This is a genomic window from Shimia aestuarii (genome assembly GCF_022814865.1).
GTDB classification, from domain to species: Bacteria; Pseudomonadota; Alphaproteobacteria; order Rhodobacterales; family Rhodobacteraceae; genus Shimia; species Shimia aestuarii_A.
This window is the reverse complement of the sequence record NZ_JAKVRD010000020.1, coordinates 18,654-39,086: the sequence shown is the minus strand read 5'-3', so window position 1 is coordinate 39,086 and position 20,433 is coordinate 18,654. Positions and strand designations below refer to the sequence as shown.

Annotated in this window: 21 protein-coding genes; 19 read left to right on the top strand and 2 right to left on the bottom strand. The window is 58.1% G+C overall.

Annotation, left to right across the window (positions count from 1 at the left end; all coding sequences use genetic code 11):
- The first annotated feature begins 44 nt into the window (after positions 1-44).
- The 6 genes from MK745_RS16175 (at position 45) to MK745_RS16150 (ending at position 6,345) form a co-directional block, all read left to right on the top strand.
- Positions 45-1,682, top strand: a complete 1,638-nt coding sequence (locus MK745_RS16175; RefSeq protein WP_243614271.1) for a flavin-containing monooxygenase — start codon at positions 45-47, stop codon at positions 1,680-1,682.
- A gap of 68 nt (positions 1,683-1,750) precedes the next feature.
- Positions 1,751-2,506, top strand: coding sequence for an SDR family NAD(P)-dependent oxidoreductase (locus tag MK745_RS16170; RefSeq protein ID WP_243614270.1), 756 nt, complete (start codon positions 1,751-1,753; stop codon positions 2,504-2,506).
- 141 nt (positions 2,507-2,647) lie between these two features.
- Complete coding sequence (pcaF, locus tag MK745_RS16165; protein ID WP_243614269.1) at positions 2,648-3,847, top strand: 3-oxoadipyl-CoA thiolase; 1,200 nt, start codon at positions 2,648-2,650, stop codon at positions 3,845-3,847.
- Positions 3,848-4,271: 424 nt separating this feature from the next.
- Positions 4,272-5,030, top strand: a complete 759-nt coding sequence (locus tag MK745_RS16160) for an electron transfer flavoprotein subunit beta/FixA family protein (protein ID WP_243614268.1) — start codon at positions 4,272-4,274, stop codon at positions 5,028-5,030.
- Positions 5,030-5,956 carry an electron transfer flavoprotein subunit alpha/FixB family protein gene (locus tag MK745_RS16155; protein ID WP_243614267.1) on the top strand — a complete coding sequence of 309 codons (927 nt, stop codon included), beginning with the start codon at positions 5,030-5,032 and terminating at the stop codon, positions 5,954-5,956. Before MK745_RS16160 ends, MK745_RS16155 begins: the two co-directional genes overlap by 1 nt.
- Before the next feature lie 176 nt (positions 5,957-6,132).
- Positions 6,133-6,345: a helix-turn-helix domain-containing protein gene (locus MK745_RS16150; RefSeq protein ID WP_243614266.1), complete on the top strand. Its 213-nt coding sequence runs from the start codon at positions 6,133-6,135 to the stop codon at positions 6,343-6,345.
- 266 nt (positions 6,346-6,611) lie between these two features.
- Here the strand turns inward: MK745_RS16150 and MK745_RS16145 are convergent, their stop codons facing one another.
- Positions 6,612-7,190, bottom strand: a complete 579-nt coding sequence (locus MK745_RS16145) for a hypothetical protein (protein ID WP_243614265.1) — start codon at positions 7,188-7,190, stop codon at positions 6,612-6,614.
- 157 nt (positions 7,191-7,347) lie between these two features.
- Between MK745_RS16145 and MK745_RS16140 the strand changes: the two genes are divergently transcribed.
- The 13 genes from MK745_RS16140 to MK745_RS16080 all read left to right on the top strand — a co-directional run bounded on the left by MK745_RS16140 (position 7,348) and on the right by MK745_RS16080 (position 18,530).
- Positions 7,348-7,680 (top strand): hypothetical protein, encoded by a 333-nt coding sequence (locus MK745_RS16140; RefSeq protein ID WP_243614264.1) that lies wholly within the window; start codon positions 7,348-7,350, stop codon positions 7,678-7,680.
- Positions 7,652-8,266, top strand: coding sequence for a lytic transglycosylase domain-containing protein (locus MK745_RS16135; RefSeq protein ID WP_243614263.1), 615 nt, complete (start codon positions 7,652-7,654; stop codon positions 8,264-8,266). The genes MK745_RS16140 and MK745_RS16135 overlap by 29 nt, the downstream gene beginning before the upstream one ends.
- Before the next feature lie 20 nt (positions 8,267-8,286).
- Complete coding sequence (locus tag MK745_RS16130) at positions 8,287-8,568, top strand: TrbC/VirB2 family protein (RefSeq protein WP_243614262.1); 282 nt, start codon at positions 8,287-8,289, stop codon at positions 8,566-8,568.
- A 15-nt stretch (positions 8,569-8,583) separates the two neighbouring features.
- Positions 8,584-8,862 (top strand): type IV secretion system protein VirB3, encoded by a 279-nt coding sequence (locus MK745_RS16125; RefSeq protein ID WP_243614261.1) that lies wholly within the window; start codon positions 8,584-8,586, stop codon positions 8,860-8,862.
- Positions 8,837-11,239: a type IV secretion system protein B4 gene (locus tag MK745_RS16120; protein WP_243614260.1), complete on the top strand. Its 2,403-nt coding sequence runs from the start codon at positions 8,837-8,839 to the stop codon at positions 11,237-11,239. The genes MK745_RS16125 and MK745_RS16120 overlap by 26 nt, the downstream gene beginning before the upstream one ends.
- A gap of 190 nt (positions 11,240-11,429) precedes the next feature.
- The gene (locus MK745_RS16115) at positions 11,430-12,536 is read left to right on the top strand and encodes a lytic transglycosylase domain-containing protein (RefSeq protein WP_243614259.1); all 1,107 of its coding nucleotides are present in this window, start codon (positions 11,430-11,432) and stop codon (positions 12,534-12,536) included.
- The gene (locus tag MK745_RS16110; RefSeq protein WP_243614258.1) at positions 12,533-13,312 is read left to right on the top strand and encodes a type IV secretion system protein; all 780 of its coding nucleotides are present in this window, start codon (positions 12,533-12,535) and stop codon (positions 13,310-13,312) included. Before MK745_RS16115 ends, MK745_RS16110 begins: the two co-directional genes overlap by 4 nt.
- 119 nt (positions 13,313-13,431) lie before the next feature.
- Positions 13,432-13,731 (top strand): hypothetical protein, encoded by a 300-nt coding sequence (locus tag MK745_RS16105; protein ID WP_243614257.1) that lies wholly within the window; start codon positions 13,432-13,434, stop codon positions 13,729-13,731.
- Positions 13,731-14,756 carry a type IV secretion system protein gene (locus tag MK745_RS16100; RefSeq protein ID WP_243614256.1) on the top strand — a complete coding sequence of 342 codons (1,026 nt, stop codon included), beginning with the start codon at positions 13,731-13,733 and terminating at the stop codon, positions 14,754-14,756. Before MK745_RS16105 ends, MK745_RS16100 begins: the two co-directional genes overlap by 1 nt.
- Positions 14,757-14,759: 3 nt before the next feature.
- Positions 14,760-15,416, top strand: coding sequence for a virB8 family protein (locus tag MK745_RS16095; protein WP_243614255.1), 657 nt, complete (start codon positions 14,760-14,762; stop codon positions 15,414-15,416).
- A gap of 5 nt (positions 15,417-15,421) precedes the next feature.
- On the top strand, positions 15,422-16,141 hold the full coding sequence (locus MK745_RS16090; RefSeq protein WP_243614254.1) for a TrbG/VirB9 family P-type conjugative transfer protein: 720 nt from the start codon (positions 15,422-15,424) through the stop codon (positions 16,139-16,141).
- Positions 16,142-16,143: 2 nt separating this feature from the next.
- Positions 16,144-17,553: a TrbI/VirB10 family protein gene (locus tag MK745_RS16085; protein WP_243614253.1), complete on the top strand. Its 1,410-nt coding sequence runs from the start codon at positions 16,144-16,146 to the stop codon at positions 17,551-17,553.
- Positions 17,550-18,530, top strand: a complete 981-nt coding sequence (locus MK745_RS16080) for an ATPase, T2SS/T4P/T4SS family (protein ID WP_243614252.1) — start codon at positions 17,550-17,552, stop codon at positions 18,528-18,530. The genes MK745_RS16085 and MK745_RS16080 overlap by 4 nt, the downstream gene beginning before the upstream one ends.
- A gap of 5 nt (positions 18,531-18,535) precedes the next feature.
- On the opposite strand, the gene MK745_RS16075 is transcribed toward MK745_RS16080, so the two are convergent.
- Entirely contained in the window at positions 18,536-20,431 is a 1,896-nt protein-coding gene (locus tag MK745_RS16075) for a type IV secretory system conjugative DNA transfer family protein (protein WP_243614251.1), read from the bottom strand.
- Between the last annotated feature and the right edge of the window lie 2 nt (positions 20,432-20,433).

Sequence of the window (20,433 nt, the reverse complement as noted above, 5' to 3'; positions counted from 1 at the left end):
TCGCATAGCGCGAGATCGAGAGGTCATGCTCTGGGAGGAGTGAAATGAACGTACAGACAGAGATTACCAAAACAACAGGCGCCGACTACGATGCGGTTGTAATTGGTGCAGGTTTCGGCGGGCTTTATGCCGTCCACAAGCTTCGCAACGAACAAGGAATGAACGTACGAGGTTTTGACAGCGCCAGCGATGTTGGTGGCACATGGTGGCACAACCGCTATCCAGGCGCACTTTCAGACACGGAAAGCTATGTCTACCGATACTCCTTTGACAAAGAACTTCTGAAACGTGGTCGCTGGAAAACCCGCTACCTGACGCAACCCGAAATTTTGGACTACATGAATGAAGTGGCAGACCATCTGGATCTGCGACGCAGCTATAAGTTCAACACGAAGGTTGACGGTGCGCAATACAATGAAGAAACGGGGCTGTGGAGCATCACGACAGACTCCGGCGAGACTGTCACCGCAAAATATCTGGTGACCGGCCTCGGTCTGCTGTCCGCAACAAACGTTCCAGCCTTCAAAGGTGTTGATGATTTCAAGGGGCGCATTTTGCACACAGGCGCCTGGCCGGAAGATGTCGATTTGTCGAACAAACGTGTCGGCATCATCGGCACTGGTTCGACTGGCGTTCAGGTCATCACTGCGACGGCCCCTGTTGCGAAACACCTGACGGTTTTCCAACGGTCTGCTCAATATGTAGTCCCTATCGGCAACACGCCCCAGGACGAAGCAACTATTTCCGAGCAAAAGGCAAACTACGACCAAATCTGGGATCAAGTAAAGAACTCAGCCGTGGCATTTGGCTTCGAAGAAAGCACTATCCCAGCGGAAACGGCGACTCAGGAAGAGCGTGAGCGCGTGTTTGAAGCTGCATGGCAGCGCGGTGGCGGCTTTTACTTCATGTTCGGGACCTTCTGCGACATTGCAACGAGTCAGGTTGCCAATGACGCAGCAGCCGACTTCATCAAAGGCAAGATCCGCAAGATCGTAAAAGATCCTCAGATTGCTGAAATGCTAATCCCAAATGACCTCTATGCCAAACGCCCGCTCTGCGGAAATGACTATTTCGACGTCTACAACCGGGACAATGTGACACTCGCAGATGTAAAGTCCGATCCGATTACAGAGTTCACCCCGAACGGTATTCGCTTGGAGAGCGGAGAGGAGCATGAACTTGACGTCGTAATCTTCGCCACCGGTTTTGACGCTGTTGACGGCAACTACGTGAAAATGGATCTCCGAGGCCGCGGCGGTGTGACCATGCGCGACACATGGAAGGAAGGCCCCCTGGGTTATCTTGGAATGATGGAAGTCGACTTCCCGAACTTCTTTATGATCCTTGGCCCAAATGGCCCATTCACAAACCTACCCCCAAGTATTGAAACCCAAGTCGAGTGGATCTCTGAGACGATCAGCACGATGGAAGAATCGGGCGTCAAGAGTGTCGAGCCAACCGTGGAAGCACGGGATGCCTGGGTTGGCACGTGTCGAGAAATCGCTGATATGACCCTCTTCCCTAAGGCAGAAAGCTGGATCTTCGGCGCGAACATCCCCGGCAAAAAGAACGCGGTCATGTTCTACATGGCTGGGATCGGGAACTATCGCGCGGCCATCGGTGCGGTAAAGGAGGAAGGCTATCCGTCTCTGATCCGCGACCGAGAAACCGCCGAAGCATAAGTAAATTGCCGGGGCTTCTTCGATGCCCCGGCAATCGCTGATTAGCAATCAAAAAAGGGAGAAAGAGAATGGGACGTATTTCAGGTAAAATTGCCCTGGTAACAGGTGGTGCGATGGGCATGGGCAAAGCCCACAGCGAATTGCTAGCTCGCGAAGGCGCTCAGGTCTTTGTAACTGACCGTGATGCGGAAGCGGGTGAAACCGTAGTTAAGAATATTGTAGCGTCCGGTGGCCAAGCCGAATTCATCCAACATGACGTAACACAGGAAGCCGAGTGGGCCAAAGTCATTTCCGCGGTACAATCCAAAACAGGTCGTTTGGATATTCTAGTGAACAACGCAGGCATTCTCATTCTGAAGCCTCTTCACGAGACTACACCTGAAGAGTTTGACATGACCTTCGACGTTAATGTTCGCGGTGTATATCTGGGCATTCGCGCCGCTGTGCCGTTGATGAAAAAATCTGGAAACGCTTCGATTATCAACATTTCATCAATTTATGGAATTGTCGGCGCCGCATCCGCAGGAGCTTACATTGGCTCAAAAGGCGCGGTTCGGTTACTGACCAAATCCTGTGCCGTCGATCTGGCAGACAGTGGGATTCGTGTGAACTCTATCCACCCCGGCGTTATCGACACCCCGATGACCAAGGATCTGCTGCACAGCGACGAAGCAACGCGTGAAGCTATTCTTGGTGCAACCCTACTGAAACGTCCAAGCAAGCCGGAAGAGGTTTCTAACGCCGTGCTGTTCCTAGCGTCTGATGACTCATCCTTCGTTCACGGCGCAGAAATTGTCGTCGATGGCGGATACACAGCGAATTGAATTCACTGTTGCTTTCCCCCGCAAGGCTTGGTCCTTGCGGGGGCACTTGTGCAACCCTGCAAAAAAAAGAAGCCGAAGAATTTCGATGAACCACACCGCAGGTGCTTTCAGCTAGTTCAAGGCAGATCAGGAAGTCCACAAATGACTGATGCTTTCATTTGCGATTACATCCGCACACCAATTGGCCGGTATGGTGGTACTCTTTCGTCTGTACGCGCAGATGACTTGGGCGCAATTCCGCTTAAGGCGCTGGCCAATCGTAACTCTTACCTTGATTTAGAGGCCATCGACGAGGTGATCTACGGTTGCGCCAATCAGGCGGGCGAAGACAATCGCAACGTGGCGCGCATGTCGCTTTTGTTGGCGGGCTACCCGGAAACCGTTCCTGGAACAACGATGAATCGTCTATGCGGATCAGGTATGGATGCGGTGATCACTGCGGCGCGAGCAATCAAATCTGGCGAAGCCGAAATGATAATTGCTGGCGGCGTCGAAAGCATGTCTCGCGCGCCGTTCGTGATTCCAAAGGCACCTGCCGCCTTTACAAGGGCAAACGAGGTGCATGACACAACCATCGGGTGGCGTTTCGTCAACAAGCTTATGAAAGACCAATACGGCGTCGACAGTATGCCCGAAACCGCCGAGAACGTGGCGGAAGACTTCAACGTCAATCGCGCGGATCAAGACAAGTTTGCGCTTTACTCGCAGCAGAAGGCAGCAAAAGCGCAAGCCAATGGTCGCCTCGCCAAAGAAATTGTACCAGTAACTATTCCTCAACGCAAAGGCGATCCGATTGTCGTTAATACCGATGAGCACCCGAGAGCTTCAACCACATTTGAAGGACTACAGAAGTTGGGTGCCATTGCAAAGGCGGGAGGAACTGTAACAGCGGGCAATGCTTCTGGAGTCAACGACGGTGCAGCTGCACTGATCCTCGCCAGCAAAGAAGCCGCAAAGAAGCACGGCCTCAGGCCCATTGCGAAGGTGCTCGGCGGAGCGACCGCGGGCGTGCCACCACGCATAATGGGTTATGGCCCGGCGCCAGCGTCGATCAAACTCATGGATAGCTTGGGTTTGAACCAAACCGACTTCGCGAGAATCGAATTAAACGAAGCATTTGCCTCTCAAAGTTTGGCAGCGCTGCGCGCGCTCGGAATTACAGATAACGACCCCCGCATCAACCCACACGGTGGCGCAATCGCTTTGGGCCACCCGCTCGGCATGTCAGGAGCGCGAATAACAGGAACTGCCAGCTTGGATCTTAAGGCCGGGGAAAGAGCATTGTCGGCTATGTGCATCGGTGTGGGTCAGGGCATAGCCATAGCTTTAGAGGGCATTTGAACGAAAGATGAAAAGACAGATTTGTCAGCGTTTGGAACTACAATTAGTTGGTTTGAAACATGTTATCTAACAGAGATCGCCCACCCACCTCCCCACGGGCGATCAACTCGCGGCACCAGCAGTGCTGGTGCCGCTCTTATGACCAAGACTTGAGAACACACTGAGAGCTCAACGGCCTACAACCCCAACACCATCGGCCTCAAGATCGATGTCATCGATTTCATTGCAGCCTCTACAGGATAGAATTTGGTTAAGCGCGACCTCATCCTCAACAATTTGGACAATGACAATGGAAACCTGCATCCAGATTTCGCTCTACACCAAGGGCCAAGCCATCGACGCCTCATTGGGAAGCCGGACCAACGCAAAGAACGTATTCGTCGAACTGGATAGAAAATGAAAATGGAAGAGGAGTCCAACGCCCATGAAGGTGCTCGTACCTGTCAAGCGCGTGATTGACTATAACGTGAAAGTCCGCGTGAAAGCGGATGGCAGCGGAGTTGATCTCGCCAACGTGAAAATGTCGATGAACCCGTTTGACGAGATTGCGGTCGAACAGGCCATCCGTCTGAAAGAAGCAGGTCAGGCGGACGAAGTCGTCGCCGTTTCGATCGGCGTCAAGCAGGCGCAGGAAACCCTGCGCACCGCTCTTGCGATGGGCGCCGACCGCGCGATCCTGGTGGTTGCGGCGGACGATGTGCACACCGACATCGAGCCTCTGGCCGTCGCCAAGATCCTGGCGAAAGTCGTCGAAGAAGAGCAGCCCGGCATCGTTCTGGCCGGCAAGCAGGCCATCGACAACGACATGAACGCCACCGGTCAGATGCTGTCGGCGCTCTTGGGCTGGTCGCAAGGCACCTTTGCGTCGGAACTGGAAATCGAAGGCGACAACGCCAAGGTGACCCGCGAAGTCGACGGCGGCCTGCAAACCATCAACGTGAAGATGCCCGCCATCATCACCGTTGACCTGCGCCTGAACGAGCCGCGCTATGCCTCGCTGCCGAACATCATGAAGGCCAAGAAAAAGCCGCTGGACGAGAAAACCGCCGCCGACTACGGCGTCGACGTCGCTCCGCGTCTTGAAATCGTCGAAACCAAAGAGCCCGAAGCCCGCGCCGCCGGCATCGTGGTGGGGTCGGTCGACGAGCTGGTAGAGAAACTCAAAGAAGCGGGGGCTGTGTAATGGCTGTTCTTCTTCTCGCAGAAGTTACCAACGGCGAACTGGCGCTGGACGCCACCGCCAAGGCTGTCACCGCCGCCAAGGCGCTGGGTGACGTGACCGTTCTGGCCGCAGGCGGTTCCGCCGCAGCCGCTGGCGAAGCCGCCGCGAAAATCGACGGCGTCGCCAAAGTTCTGGTCGCCGAAGACGCGTCCTTGGGCCACCGTCTGGCGGAATCGACCGCAGCGCTGATCGTGTCGCTGGCCGATGGCTTCGAGCACATCGTCGCTCCGGCCACCACCGACGCGAAAAACGTGATGCCGCGCGTCGCAGCCCTGCTGGACGTGATGGTGATCTCGGACGCGACCGCAGTGGTTGACGGCAACACCTTCGAACGCCCGATCTACGCCGGCAACGCCAACCAGGTTGTGCGTTCGTCGGATGCGAAAAAGGTCATCACCTTCCGCACCTCGACCTTCGACGCCGCTGGCGAAGGTGGCTCTGCCTCGGTCGAAACCGTGTCGGCAGCCGCCGATCCCGGCCTGTCGAGCTGGGTTGAAGACAAGGTTGCCGAAAGCGACCGCCCCGAGCTGACCTCGGCTGGCGTTGTTGTGTCGGGTGGCCGTGGCGTTGGCTCGGAAGAGGACTTCGCCCTGATCGAGAAACTGGCCGACAAGCTGGGCGCCGCCGTTGGTGCGTCGCGCGCAGCTGTTGACTCGGGCTATGCCCCGAACGACCTGCAAGTTGGTCAGACCGGCAAGGTTGTTGCCCCGGAACTGTATATCGCCGTGGGCATCTCGGGTGCCATCCAGCACTTGGCTGGCATGAAGGACTCGAAGGTCATCGTTGCGATCAACAAAGACGAAGAGGCTCCGATCTTCCAGGTTGCCGATTTCGGTTTGGTCGCCGACCTGTTCCAGGCTGTACCGGAACTCACCGAGAAACTGTGAATCCTCCCTGACTGGGTCGGCCAGCCGAAATGTTGTGCCGACCCGCTTTTTTGGAGACATTGGACTGACAGAGCGATTCAAACACCAATTTGCATTTCTTATCAAAGTTGCCTTCGCTCCAGAATGTATAGTATATCGCGTGGTTAAATACTGCTCTTCATGTCCGTTTTCTGGGCATGAAGCTACGCGACCGAGTTGCCCTCAACATCCAGGATTTACGCCGCGCGCGTGGGCTGAGCCAAGAAGAACTCGCCCTGCGCGCGGGTGTGAATCGAGGCTACATGGGCAAGCTCGAAAACGCCAAATACGCGGCATCTTTGGACATGTTGGAAAAGATTGCTGCAGCTCTCTCTGTCGACCCATCAGCGCTGGTCGCCCCGCGACGCTGATCCTGTCAATAGCGTTCGATCCAACCTTCAGATAGTTCATTAATTCATTCACGGGAGTTTTCCCCAATGCCCCCTCCTCGCCTCGCTGCACAACCTATAGCCGAAGGCTTCTTGCAAACTTCGTCCGGGTCAAAACTGGTCTGGCGCGAATTCCAGTGGAATACCGGCAAGACAAGCAAGATGTGGTTTGTCGATCCCGAAGCTGTGGACGAGGACCAAATCGAAATCCGCCAGCTTGACAGGACTACAAGACCGGCAAAAGAGACCTAATATCGATACCACTCCGAGTGATCCATGTTGCCTTCGTAGTCGCCGAATTCGACCATCACAGCTCGGTGGAAGAAGTTGAAGCGACCTCCACCGCCGGGAAACGATATTGACTGGCCATTTTCGCTGACAAAGTTCGCGGGCCAAGGCGAATGTGATCCGTAGACGCGGACATGATATCGACAGTTCCGGTTCTCATGATCGCAGGAGCGTACATACCAATCCCACTGGCGAGGATCGTCTCGTGGCTCATAGGACCTTCCGTAAAACCAGAGAACCCGCGTTTTTCTCAGCCATGCGTATTCCGGGATGGATATGTCCAACTCCCCTTCCCCGCCCGGTCCTCCAAGCTCTACTGGCACGGCAGCGAAGGTGCAGATCCCGAAGGGTGGCCTCACCGGCCAGGGGGTTATGCGTCGAATCATTTCCGCATAGGCGGCGGCGCACACCGCGCTCGATGGAAACCCACCGGCCATACACAGCATGATTGCACAATCCATGTCGTAAGCACGCGCAGGTTTTGTGCCAAACGCTCCAAAACCAAGCACAATGATCAAGCCCATCAGTAACCGGTGCATAAGGTTCTCCAATAATTTGTGCAATCTATCATTTACTTAGCAGGTATTCAGCGGGAATCTATCTTTTTTCTATTTTCTACGTTTTATATATATTGACTCTATCTGCGGTTTTCGTGTCATTTGCATGATGTATGAAGGTCTCTCGAAGGGAGAGACCATGCCGATAGCAAGACATCTAAGCCTGATCACGCTCGATGGAGTGAAGGATCTGATCGCCAGAGGCGTTGAGTTCACATGTCGGTACGAACTCGTGAGAGGCACAGGTGACGGCAAGCCGCTTTACCATTGCATCTACACGGTCGGGGATGAGGAACTCATCCTGGTCGCGGCAAAGGTGCAGAAGCACGGGCCCAAGGTGCGCGAGTTCGCGCTTTGGCCGGGGCTCGTCAATCACCACGTCAATTTTGGCGATGGCCACCCTGTCAGCATTGATCTCGATATCCGCAACGCCGAGGACGGCGATGGCGGACCTGATGGTGATCGGATCTGACGGCAGCGTCAGAACTTCCGGCTGGAATTATCACGGACGAGAGACCGCAGAGCCTGCTGTCGCGCGTGTAGACGGCTCCGTTCTTAAAGGTCGCCACTCGATCCTCACTGCCATCCGTGCGACCTCCGAACGGCATACGCAAAACCGCAGCCTGCATTCCGTTGGCCTGTCACCAGCTGAATGGCATATCCTGTTCCAAGCCCTTGTCGAGGCTGAGAGCGCCTACAACCCGACAGCCGTCAGCCCAAAAGGTGCCTATGGGCTTGGTCAGTTGATGCCTGCGACGGCGCGAAGCCTAGGGATCGACAGAAGTGATTCTGGTCAGAACCTCGAAGGGGCTGCCCGCTATCTGCTCGCTCAGCTTTCGGAATTCCGTGACATCGACCTGGCGCTAGCCGCCTATAATGCCGGTCCACACCGTGTCCGAGAACATGGCGGCATCCCGCCGTTCAAAGAGACGCGGAATTACATTGCACGCATTCATCGCATCCGCGCACGTCTTTCCGGGCAACCCGCAGAGCAGCCCGTCATCCGCGTTTCCACTCGAGGAAAAACGCGGACCTCGGTCGTTATCGACTTGAACTGATCTCTTTAAAGGAATTCCAAATGAAAAAGCCTCGTCTCCGACATCTATTGTCTGCCGCCACAACCCTGGCGTTTCTGTCGAACCCTGCCTTCGCGCAAGACCTCTCTCCAATCCAGACCATGCTGGAAACAGTCGAGGCAGCACTAACAGGGCCGATCGGCATCGCTGTTGCGACGCTCGCTGTCATCGGCACTGGCTTCATGTGCATGATGGGACGTCTGAACTGGGGGTGGTTCGCGTCGGTGATCATCGGCATCGTGTTGATCTTCTCGGCCGGCACCATCGTCGACGGCTTTACCTAAGGCGCGGATAGAGCAGTGGTAGAACGATCCCCCCTTTTCCTAGGCCTCGCACGCCCGCCGAAATATCTCGGCCTCCCCGTCGGCTACCTCATGGTGCTGGCCATGGGGGTCGTTCTGCCCTTCATCTGGACCAAGTCGCTGGTGTTCTTCCTGATCGGGATCATCGGCTACCCAGTCCTCTGGTTCGTGGCCGATAAGGAGCCCCATTTCTTCGAGGTTCTGCGGGTTTCCTATGGAACGGTGCGCTCGACGAAAAACCGCGCATTGCATGGGGGTGACAGCTTTGGCGCCTGATGGATCGACCTCTGTCTCCCCTGCCCTGCAGGCGGCTGACGGCGAGAGTTTTTCGCGGGAGAGCTTCCTGGCGGAACACTTGCCGTGTTTCTCGCGCGTTGCAGATGACGTGCTGATCACACGCGACGGTGATCTGATGGCGACCCTGCGCCTCGATGGTCTCAATCCCATGACCACACCCGATGCGGAACTCGATGCCTTGCGCCGGGCCGTTGCCGCTATAGTCGCCCAAACCGGCGATCTCTTCGGCTTCTACGTGCACCGGATTTCCGTTCCGCAGGATCTGGCATTGCAACCCATAGACGGCGACAGCTTTGCGGCCGAGATCGATCGGCGCTGGCAACACCATGTCACAGGTCTTCAACCCAAGAAGAAACAACTCTACCTCACCATCCTGCGCCGCCCCGAGCTGACCTCGCGCCTGCCCCTCCTGCGTGGCCTCGCCCGCAATGGTTGGATCAAGGATCGCGCGGCGCGGAAGCAGGAGCTCAACGAGGTTGTCGGGTTTTTCGAGGTCGCGCTCTCGGCGGCAAAACCGGTGCGTATGACGTCGCAGGGCGGAGAATGGCTCGGATTTCTGAACACGCTCAACTCCGGCAGCTTTGCCCCCATCGCCTTCGGGCAAGCCGCCTTGCCCCTTTCGCATTCCCTTTCGAATGTCCGCACAACGTTTCAGGGCGATACAGTTCAGGTAACCGATGGCGTTACGGGCGAGACCCGCTATGGCGCGTTGTTTAGCATCAAGTCTTATCCGGCGCTCACCGATGTCACCCTGCTCGACGGTCTGGACCTTCCACTCGACATCGTGCTGACGAATTCTTTTACGCCGATCCCGACCAATATCATGGCCGAACGCATCCAGCGGATCATCCGCCAGATGCATGCCTCCGACGACGCCGCCGTCTCATTACGGGAACAGCTCGCCATCGCCGCCGATGACCAGGAAGCCGGGCGCATAGCGTTCGGCAATCATCACCTGTCGGTCGCGGTCTATGCTGAGAGCCGCGACATGCTCGAGCGCGCAGCCGCCCAGATCAAACGCGCAGGCCAGGAGATCATGGCCGTGATCGTGCGCGAGAACATGGCGCTCAAAGCCACCTATTTTGCACAGCACCCGGGCAACTTCGGCTACCGGGCACGGCGCACACCGATCTCTTCGGTCAACTTCGCGGATTTTGCCGCCCTGCATGGCTCGGTTGAAGGACGTGATGGCAAAGACAGCCCCTGGGGCGAGCCCGTTACCGTGCTGCCCAGCGTTGGCATCTCTGGCTACAGGTTCAATTTCCACGAGGCAGGTAAAATCACGAAAGAACCGACAGTCGGCCATACGCTGGTTCTGGGCCGCACTGGCTCCGGTAAAACCCTGACCACCGCTTTTCTGGCAGCACAATCTCAACGCCTCGGCACCCGGCTCTTCTTCTTTGACAAGGATCATGGGCTGGAAATGGCGGTGCGAGCTCTTGGTGGAAAATACCACGAGGTCCGGGCTGGCGTGCCGACGGGCTTGAATCCCTTAAAAACCGAGACCGACGAACGTGGACAGGCCTGGCTCTCTGACTGGCTCGGCACGCTTCTTTCCGCGCACGGCCCCCTTTCGGGGGAACAATCCCGCCACATCCAGAGCGCGGTGCGCCAGAACGCGGAGGCCGGGGCTTCTCTGCAATCTTTCGTGAGCTTCGAGACGCTCTTTCGGTCCCTCGACGATGGTGGCGAGTTGCAATCCCGCGTGGGTGAATGGGGTCCGGGTGGGCGTTATGGCTGGGTCTTTGCCGACGGTAATACTGGAAACGAGGATGAACCCGCTCTGGCGCTGGATGGTGACATTGTCGGGTTCGACATGACCGAGATTCTCGACATGGCCACCGAACGCATGGCGGTGCTCTCATATATCTTCCGCCAGATCGAACGGGTCGTCGAAGACCGCCGCCCCACCATCATTGTCCTCGATGAAGCATGGAAGCTGCTGGATGACGCCTATTTCGGGGCACGGCTGGAAAATTGGCTGGTGACGCTCAGGAAGATGAACTGCGTTGTGATCATGATGACGCAATACCCCAGCCAACTGCGTGACGCCCGGGTCGGAAAAACCATTGTCGAAACCGTCCCGACCCAGATCCTCTTCCCCAACGATCGCGCCACACCGGCCGATTACGACTTCCTGCGTGTCTCGGAAAAGGAGGCCGCCCTGCTCACTCAACCGACCGCTGGCCAACGGATCGCGCTGGTCAGATCGGCGGGCGACAGCCTCTTTGTCGATACCGATCTGTCGGCTCTTGGGGATCTGCTCCCAATCCTCGGCGGCGGGCGCACCGGTGAGGCACATGTCGGGTCCGATTGGCGCAATACCTCTGATTTCTGGAGATCAAAATGCGAGTAACTTTGTTAATGATGGGCCTTCTCAGCGTGGCAGCTTGCGAGCGCTACACCGAGAAAACCTCACCGTGTTTCGGGAAGACTGGCGAGCCGGTTGTTTCCCGCAATGCGACGCCGCCGCTCGCACTTTCCCTTTCGACGACGTCACCGGACCAACCCAAGGACTGTATATTTGAGCCGGTGAACGGCATCTGATGCATCGCGCACTCCTCATATGCGTGGGACTGAGCTGCACTCCCTCGATTGGTTTCGCACAGGGCGTTCCGACCCAAGACAATTCCGGGATTGGCCGACTTGTGACGATCCTGGGCAGTCTTGGCGAGGACATGTCGATCCAACGCGAAACGGCATCCACCCAGGACCAACTGGCCGAGGTTCAGGCCGAGCAGTTGCGCTTGCTTGAAGAGATGACAGCCACCATGACGGGTTCCGGGTTTGATGTGGCCAGTCTTGAAACCGGCGGCAGCTTTCCGGCCTCAAGCATCTATCCTGCGTTCAGCAATCACCCGATGGACGCCCGCCTTTTCGGAGAGGGGCGTGAGACGATCGAGATGATGATCGTGCGCGTCGCAGGTGAATTCGTCAGCGCGCCGGGTGTGGCCCGGGCGGGGCTGTCACCCACCCAATGGCGCTGCCTTTTCCAGGCACTGATCAAGCAGGAGAGTCGGTTCAGTGTGGCCGCCGAAAGCCCGGTCGGCGCCTATGGGCTTACCCAGCTCATGCCCGGCACCGCCGCCGATATGGGCGTCGATCGCTATGACGTCATGGACAATCTGCGCGGTGGTGCGCGCTATATCACAACCCAGCTCAACCGCTTTGGCACAATTCCGAATGCGTTGGCCGCCTACAATGCTGGCCCGGGACGCGTCATCGAATATGGTGGCGTGCCACCCTTCAAGGAAACCCAGGGCTACGTCCGCAACATCTCGAAATTCTACAATGAGTACCTTGCCGTGATTGGTGGGACCGACGCGCTTGGCACCCTCACGCCGGCCGACATGGCGCTGGCCGAGTATTCCAACATCTCGGATGCGAGCCTTTACTACGCGGCAGATGCGCACGCGACGACCGAACAGGTCGTCAACCGCCTCGCTGCCATCATTCGCCAGATCGATGCGCAGCCCAACGTCAAAGCGGCGATGGAACTCAACACCTACGCGCGGGCGGAGATCGCCCGCATCCTCTCACTCCGGACGCGCCTGATGGCCGCGAACCAGACCCGCGAGGCAGCGCATGCCCAGCATCTGATGGTGGACCGGTTGGAGGAGCGCAAATTCATGGCCATGGAGGTATCTGAATGAAACGCTTTCTACTTGGTGCGAGCGCAGCGGTTGCGCTCTCCACATCCCCTGCTTTCGTCATCCCGGCCCTCGCCCAAGGCGTGCCGACCTTCGACGGCCAGCAGCTTCGCCAACTGGTCCTGCAGATCGAACACATGGCCGAGGACCTGAATGTCCAGCTCGAACAACTCGCCACCATGCGCCAGGAGCTGGAAACCCAACTCTCCCAGCTTCTGAATCTCGAGGCCCAGCTCCGATCTCTGATCGAGGGCTCCGGAGTCGGAGAACTGTTTGCCACCATCGAGGAATTCGAGCGCCTCAAGGGCAAGCTTGTCGCCCCCTTGACCACGCTGCAATCGCTGGCGGAAGGCGATTTCCTGTCCGGCTTTGTCGATGGTGCCGATCTCTCAGGACAGGTTGAATCGGTTCTGCGCGGCTCAGGCCTGACGTCGGAAAGCCTCGCCACCCTGTCATCATCATCCGAGCCCGCAGACACGCGCCTCGCCACATCCGCTGGGGCCAGCGCCATGCTGTCGGTTGCCGCCCAGGAAAGCCATGAAGAAGCCGGCGCCAGCCTGGAACGTATCGAAACCATGGTCGGTCTCATTGACGATCAGGACGGGCTTCGGGCCGCCGTTGATCTCAACACCCGTGTCACGGCGGAGCTCGGGATCATCATGACCCAGATATGGCGTCTGGAAGCGGCACAGGGCGTGAGCGCGGGCCAGCTCGGCGTTGTTGATGCCGCCACCCTCGCCGCCGAGCGCAAATTCCGCTCCATGGAGGTCCCCGAATGAAACGGTGCGCCGTTAGCGGGTGGAACGTCCACATCAGTCTAAGCGCGGCAGCCGCCATTGGATGCCTTTTGGCCTTCACGACGCCTCTCGCCGCGCAAACCTCAGATGGGTTTGATTCCATGGCACAGCCCCAAGAGTCAGCTCAGGCGTGTGACGCGCCACGCCTGCCCCGCGACCTGCATTCCTTCGCCTATATCCGGAACGGGTACCGGGAGATCTTGCGGATCATCGCCGTCGAACACGCAATTAAGGCGCAATTCTGTGGCTGCCAATTTGACTTGGTTGATTGGGAAGATGCGGTTCTCGCGATCGACCGGTTTCAAACGTCTGACAACCCGAAACTCCCTTTCGATGTCATCGCGCTCCGCAGGCAAGCCGATGCAGCTGAAACCACGCTGAAAGAGGCCTGCACCGAGTAATGGGAATCATTCGCGACATATTGGGTGAGGTCGACACTGCCATCGATACCGTCGCCGAAGCAGGGTTTATCCAAGCTGCGGGTCAAGTTGGTGATGTGATATCCGTGGGATCCGGTGTGCTACTGATCCTGCTCGGCATCAATGTGGTCATGCAACTTCGACCGATGACATTCGGAAGCGCTTTCGCCTTCGGCATCAAACTGGCCCTGGTCGGGATGTTCGCCCAGAGTTGGGACAATTTTTCCGTCATCTATGGCATCGTCACCGATGTACCGGACGCAATTGGCGCGCGCATTCTGTCGCTCACGGCCTCCGGTGACGAGGCGGGTGTTTACGAAAGCCTCGATTCCATGGTGAACCGCATCACCGCCTATGGCGACGCGATCGGAGACAATGCGGGCTGGGTCTTCGGTGCAGTGCTTGGCGCAATCTTCTTCGTGCTTTCTGCCATCTTCGCCGCCGTCACCGCCGGGATCATTGCCTTCGCCAAGATCGTCTTCACGCTGATGATCGTCATCGCGCCGTTCATGATCCTGGCGTCTCTGTTTAAACCCACCCAGTCACTTTTCGAAGCCTGGTCCCGCGCCACCATCGGTTACGCGCTCATGCCCGTGGCGGCGGCGGGCGCGGCTGGGATCATCGTCGCGATTGCCGAAAGCATCGGGGCCTCTTCTGCCGACCCTGACAATGTCGCCACGATCAGCCTGATCCTGCCCTTCCTCGTCATCCTGATTCTGAGCGCGGGCATTATGGCCTCGGTGCCCTACATCGCCTCAAACCTGACCGGTGTGGTCGGCATCGCCTCGAATGCCATCGGCCTTACCGGTCTGGCACGGCAAGGCGTCGTGAACGCTGGTGAATATGGAACCGGTGGGGCCGCCCGCATGGCCACGGGTAAAACGCCCCATGAGTTGCGCCACGCTACCAGCGACGGCCTCGTCAAAACCGGCCAGGTCATCCGGCAAACCCCCGGTTCGATGCTGGCGCGCGCCAAGTCTTTCCGCAATTCCAACGAGGCCACCTGATCCATGAGCAAAGCACGCGACGCCTTCGAGGCGGATTTCATCTTTGGACCACGACGACGAGAACGGTTTGCGTATTTCATCGCTGCAGCAGGCGTGATCGTCGGGCTGGCAGGATTTCTGGGAGCGGTCTCCCTCTTCCCGCTGAAGTCGGTCGAGACCTTCGTCGTGGTGGTCGACAAGGAAACCGGCGAGATGGACCGCGTCTCGCAGGTCGCCGCCCTCACCCTCGATGAAAGCGACGCCATCATCCAGGCCAATCTGGTCGCTTACGTCGATGACAGGGAAACCTATGACCTCACTGATGGCGAACAGCGTATCAACTCGGTGCTTGATCGCTCTGACAGTGACGCAGCGCGCACTCTACGCGATCTCTGGTCTTCCACCAACGAGGATTACCCGATCACAGTCTACGGTCGTGAAGCCAAGATCGACGTGGTCATTCGTTCGGTAAACCAGATCGAGCCGGGCGTTGCACAGGTCCGTTTCACCCGCACGCTTCGGCGCGAGCGCGACACCCGCACTGTAACCCGACCTTACGTCGCCACGCTGGCTTACGAGTTCCGCCCGGAAACCCGCCAGCGTCTGCAGGATGTCTGGGCCAATCCCCTTGGCTTTGTCGTCACCTCCTACCGCGTCGATGCTGAAACCCTCGAGAATTGATCATCATGAATTTGCTGCCCCCGCTTCTATTGGCAATCGCCTTGCCAGTCACCGCCCTCGCCGAGGCCACGCCCCAAGGTGGACCGCTCGATATCCGTATCCGTTACGCTACCTACAGTGAAAACCAGGTGTTCCGGATCGAAACCGATCTGCGCCACTCAACCACGATTCATTTCGGGCGCGGAGAACGGTTCGAAGCGGTCATTGTCGGCGACACGGAAAGTTTCCAGGTCGATCCGATCCCCGAGCTTGGCAATGTGCTGACCATCAAACCGCATGTGGCCAAGGCTTCGACGAATATGACGGTGATCACAAACCGGCGCAGCTATTCCTTCCATCTGCGCGAGGGATCGATCCCGAACCGGACGGGCATGTTTTTCGAGGTGCGGTTCAAATACCCCGAAGAGGCTCGCCGTTCGCGTCCCAGTTTAGCAAAAGGTTTTGAGGCGCCACGCAACTATGCCTATCTTGTCTCGGGCGAGAGTGATTTTCGACCGGCATTGGTCTACGACGATGGGCGCTACACCTATTTCACCTTCCCGGAAAACACCCGACAGCCAGCCATCTTCAAAGCGGACGACCAAGGCCGCGAGCGTACCGTCAACTGGACACAGGATGGCAACACCGTCCGCGTGCTCGGCGTGAACGACTACTGGACCCTGCGGATTGGTGACGAAGCGCTCTGCATCGCGCGGGATTCCGCCGCCATCTACGTGAGCAATTGATCATGGCTGACGATCCTGATCTGCAAAAACGCCTCAACACGTTCAAGGATGGCAAAACGAAACCCCGATCCGGTGGTCTCGGCGTAGGGGCATTGGCCATTGCGCTCGGACTTGGTGGTGCTGGTGTGGCCTATTGGCTGGCCACCGCAGCACAGGACGGCCCTGCCCCGCTCGAAACCTCCGAAGTGACACCGTTCCAGGACGGGCGACCCGGATCAGGGCGCTTGGAGTTCCCGCCAGATGAAACCGACCAACGCGTCAATGACGCGTTGATTGCAGTGGAAGAAGCCCTCGACGTGCCTGCGGCCCCTGCCCCGGAAACGAGCCAGGAGGTCCTGAACGAACTGGCCCAACTGCGTGAGGCATTGGCGGCCAGTCAATCAGCCCGCAACGCGGAAATCCAGGCCGCCGTTGGGGATTTACGCGAGGCCTTTGATGCCCAGACCAAGGCACTGGAGGAACAGATCGCGGAACGGGAGCGTGAATTGACAGCTCTCGAGCGCGAAAGCGATACAAAGCTTTCTGGACTGCAAAGCCTGCTTGATGCCGAGCGCGCACAACGAGAGGCACTGGAAACCGAGCTTCTGCAGGATGCTCTGATCGCTGATCAACGGTTGTTGGAAGAACGACGACGGCAAGAAGAGGAACAGCGCCGCCGTGAAGCCGAACGCGCGGCCGCGGAGTTGCTCACGGCTCAGATACGATCGCCCGCAGTCGTGTATTCGGATGGTCAGGGGAGTTCCGCAGCTTCTGGTGCAGCGGTTTCCAGCACGGCGGACGCAAGTGCGCCCCTGAATGAAAACGAGGCCTACTTGCAGACCGCCGCACGCCCTCTTGAGATCGAAGAGGCCGCGCGTATGGAAATCCCGGATCGGACCCTCGCGCAAGGCTCCGTGATCCAGGCCGCGCTGCAAACCGCTATCAATAGTGACCTGCCAGGCAATGTGGTGGCAGTCGTCTCAGAACCTGTTCCGGCCTTTTCCGGAGACCGGATCCTGATCCCACGTGGGTCGCGTCTCTTCGGACAATACCGCTCTGGCATCGAAGTCGGCCAGAAGCGAATTCTGATCCTCTGGACCCGTCTCCTCACACCCGACGGAACCTCAATCAATATCGCCTCTGTCGGCGCTGATCGGCTTGGCCGCTCCGGCATGACCGGCCTCGTCGACACCAAATTCCTTGAACGCTTCGGTGGCGCCGCGCTGATCTCGATCATCGGGGCTGCCCCCTCCGTAGCCGCAGATCGGGTCAGCGATGAAACCGCATCCGATGTTCTGGCAGACATTGGCTCGGACCTGTCTGACGCCACCAGTTCCGTCATCGCCGATCAGGTCTCGATGTCGCCGACAATCTATGTGGATCAGGGTGCGGGTGTGACCGTACTCGTAGACAGGGATGTTGTTATTCATTGAATATAGAAGCTCTCCCTTCCTCTTATCTCGAACGCTATCTTGCGCCCTTCGAACACTGGTTAGCCGATGAAGAAGTTATCGAGCTGGCCATCAATCCGGACGGTCGGGTGTGGGTCGAGCGACGTGGCTCCATTGCGATGGAATGTGGTGACACGGCCGTGAACCCGGCTGATGCAATCAACCTCGGCACCACCATGGTTGGCGACGCAAAGGCTAAAGTCTCCGAAAAGAACCCGCTGGTGTCCGGGAAAGTCGAGTTCCGGGGGCGACCACTGCGTGTACAAGTTGTGGTTTCGCCCGCCGTGGAGCAAGGGGCCGCGATCACCATCCGGCTGTTTGGGCAAACCAACATTCGCAGCTATGAGCCCACCTACCTTCAGGGCAAAGCAGTTTCCTTGACCGATATTCGGGCGGAGAAGCTAAAAGCAATTTCGAAACAGGCAGAAACCGATCTGACCGGAGCACTGCAGCAGCTTGTTGAAAACCGCCTGAATATCCTTGTGAGTGGCGGAACTTCGACAGGTAAGACCACCTTTGCCCGCCATCTCCTGACATATGTTCCCGACAGTGAACGGCTCATCACAATTGAGGATGCGTTCGAGCTGTTTCCGCGTCAGCCAAATTCAGTCTGCCTGCTTGCGGATCGGGCCAAGGACAGCCCGCGCTCAGCTGGGGCATTATTACAAGCTTCGCTCAGGATGCGACCTGATCGGATCGTGGTCGGCGAATTACGAGGGTCTGAAGCGCTCACCTATCTCGAGGCGATCAACACCGGGCATGGCGGGTCCGTCTCGACGATTCATGCCGAAACAGCAGAGCTCGCCATTGATCGGCTGGCGATCATGGTGTTGCAGGCTGGAACACCGCTGACCTTTGCAGAAGTGCAGACCTATATTCGAAAATCGATCGATGTGATTGTGCAGTTGGGGCGGGTCGAGGGGAATCGTGGAATTGCCGAACTGTTGGTATTGGGGTGAAACAGCTATTCCCCCAACAAATCCTCAATGAAACTCTCCTGCCGATCCAACACTTGCTCCCACTCCGGCGGCACCCCGTCGTCACGGTCCATATCCTCCGGCTGCAAATCATCGGCATTGGATTTCGCAGCCACCGCCCGCATCGCGCGCGCCTGTCGCCGCCGCGACCTCAGAGTGCTGGCTGCTTCCTGTTCTTCATCAACGTCGCCGTCATCGCCACCATCGGCCCAAGGCCCCACCCCTTCCACACTCGGGGGATAAGGGTAGCCCCTGCCCTCCTGCTGCTCGACCATCCCTTTGAACATCGGATCATCATAATACTTGATCCGCTGCGCCTTGATCGGGTGCTGCGGCGAGGCAAGGATGATAACTTCATCCGGATCCAAAAGCCGCGCCTCCGTTTCCGAGAGCAGCGGTCGTTCTTCCAGCCGCGCGCTGGTCGACGTCGCCCCGAGGATCCCTTTATTACGCCCATACATGCGCGTGACGGCCTCGCGGGTTGTGCTGCCAACCGCCGCCGATACTTCTCGCACAGTCCGCTGATCCCGCGGCGTGATGTAGAGCTTGAGCCCTGCCCCGTTTTCCAGACTCTCACGGCCCTCAGAGCCATAGATGCGGTCCAGCGCCGCCAGGGACTGTGCAATCATCGCCACACGCCCGCCATAGCTTGCCAGAGAATGGATCGCCCGCTCCAGATAAGGCATCGCCCCCATCTGCTGGAATTCATCGATCATCATCATGACCGGCCAGGGCTCGTCGGTACCCGGCTCGTTCAAACGCAGGCTGGCGATGAGGTCGGCGAACATGAGCCGCAGAAGCGGCGCCAGTGTTGCGATGTGATCCTCGGAGACCACGATGTAGAGCGAATGCGGTTTGCGCCGGAACTGGCCAAAGTCGAAGTCACTCGCCTCGGTCGCAGAGCGCACCGCCGGGTTGTCCCACTGCTTGAGACCTGCCGTCATCAGGGCCTGGATGTTCGAGGTCAAAAGCCGGGACGAGGCGCTGGCCGCGTTGGTCCAGAGCTCGCGCACCACCTCTTCCTTCGCCTCTTCGGCATAGGCGCTGTACTGGGCGTTCTTGTAGTCCCCTGCCGAGACGATCTTGTTCACCTCGCCCAAGGTGGGCGTGCCGCGCTGGATTGCCAGCAGACAGGCGGCCACAAAGATCGACTTACCGGCCTCGGAGAAGGTATCGAGGGTCTTGTTGTCTTTGTCGAGGAAGAGATCGGCCAGGATAGACACTTCCGTGAACTGCTGCGCAAAATTGGGATAGGCTGCAATGCGGGCCAGCGGGTTGTAGCGATGGGTGCTGTTGGCCCAGTCAAACGGGTTGAACCGAAACACCTCGTCGCCATTGAGCGCCCTCAACCGTGAGGTCTTGTCGAAGTTCTCGCCTTTCACGTCGAGCACCACGACCGAGCCCGCGAAAGACAGCAGGTTCGGGATCACGAATCCCACGCCCTTACCGGCCCGGGTCGGCGCCACCATCATCACATGCGGGATTTCGGTGGAGGAGATGAACTCGGATTTGGATTTCGGCTTGCCGAGTTTGCCACAGACAAAACCTGTACCGGGACCTTGCAGCATACCGTTCTTTCGAAGCTCCGCCTTGGTCTGCCAATGAGCCGAGCCATAGTCGTCCTGTTCCCGTTTCCAGGTCCAGGCGGCGGCGAGAACGCCAAGACCGAGTGCCCCGAACCCGACAGCCCCAAACGCCACCTTGAAGGCGTCTGGATGCGCGAGGCGCAATCCTGCACCGGCACGCCAGACGGCAAACATGTCGAACTGGCCAAAACCAGTGCGTAGCGCCAGCGCCAGGTAGATGCTGGCAACAATGGTGCCCAGCAACGTGCCACAGATCAGACCGAAGGGCACCGCGGCCCAGAGAGGGATGGGTTTCATGG

Coding starts and splice junctions, on each gene's coding strand:
- MK745_RS16175 (WP_243614271.1), top strand. CDS start 45: ATGAACGTACAGACAGAGATTACCAAAACAACAGGCGCCGACTACGAT.
- MK745_RS16170 (WP_243614270.1), top strand. CDS start 1,751: ATGGGACGTATTTCAGGTAAAATTGCCCTGGTAACAGGTGGTGCGATG.
- pcaF (WP_243614269.1), top strand. CDS start 2,648: ATGACTGATGCTTTCATTTGCGATTACATCCGCACACCAATTGGCCGG.
- MK745_RS16160 (WP_243614268.1), top strand. CDS start 4,272: ATGAAGGTGCTCGTACCTGTCAAGCGCGTGATTGACTATAACGTGAAA.
- MK745_RS16155 (WP_243614267.1), top strand. CDS start 5,030: ATGGCTGTTCTTCTTCTCGCAGAAGTTACCAACGGCGAACTGGCGCTG.
- MK745_RS16150 (WP_243614266.1), top strand. CDS start 6,133: ATGAAGCTACGCGACCGAGTTGCCCTCAACATCCAGGATTTACGCCGC.
- MK745_RS16145 (WP_243614265.1), bottom strand. CDS start 7,190: ATGCACCGGTTACTGATGGGCTTGATCATTGTGCTTGGTTTTGGAGCG.
- MK745_RS16140 (WP_243614264.1), top strand. CDS start 7,348: ATGCCGATAGCAAGACATCTAAGCCTGATCACGCTCGATGGAGTGAAG.
- MK745_RS16135 (WP_243614263.1), top strand. CDS start 7,652: ATGGCGGACCTGATGGTGATCGGATCTGACGGCAGCGTCAGAACTTCC.
- MK745_RS16130 (WP_243614262.1), top strand. CDS start 8,287: ATGAAAAAGCCTCGTCTCCGACATCTATTGTCTGCCGCCACAACCCTG.
- MK745_RS16120 (WP_243614260.1), top strand. CDS start 8,837: ATGGGGGTGACAGCTTTGGCGCCTGATGGATCGACCTCTGTCTCCCCT.
- MK745_RS16115 (WP_243614259.1), top strand. CDS start 11,430: ATGCATCGCGCACTCCTCATATGCGTGGGACTGAGCTGCACTCCCTCG.
- MK745_RS16110 (WP_243614258.1), top strand. CDS start 12,533: ATGAAACGCTTTCTACTTGGTGCGAGCGCAGCGGTTGCGCTCTCCACA.
- MK745_RS16105 (WP_243614257.1), top strand. CDS start 13,432: ATGGCACAGCCCCAAGAGTCAGCTCAGGCGTGTGACGCGCCACGCCTG.
- MK745_RS16100 (WP_243614256.1), top strand. CDS start 13,731: ATGGGAATCATTCGCGACATATTGGGTGAGGTCGACACTGCCATCGAT.
- MK745_RS16095 (WP_243614255.1), top strand. CDS start 14,760: ATGAGCAAAGCACGCGACGCCTTCGAGGCGGATTTCATCTTTGGACCA.
- MK745_RS16090 (WP_243614254.1), top strand. CDS start 15,422: ATGAATTTGCTGCCCCCGCTTCTATTGGCAATCGCCTTGCCAGTCACC.
- MK745_RS16085 (WP_243614253.1), top strand. CDS start 16,144: ATGGCTGACGATCCTGATCTGCAAAAACGCCTCAACACGTTCAAGGAT.
- MK745_RS16075 (WP_243614251.1), bottom strand. CDS start 20,431: ATGAAACCCATCCCTCTCTGGGCCGCGGTGCCCTTCGGTCTGATCTGT.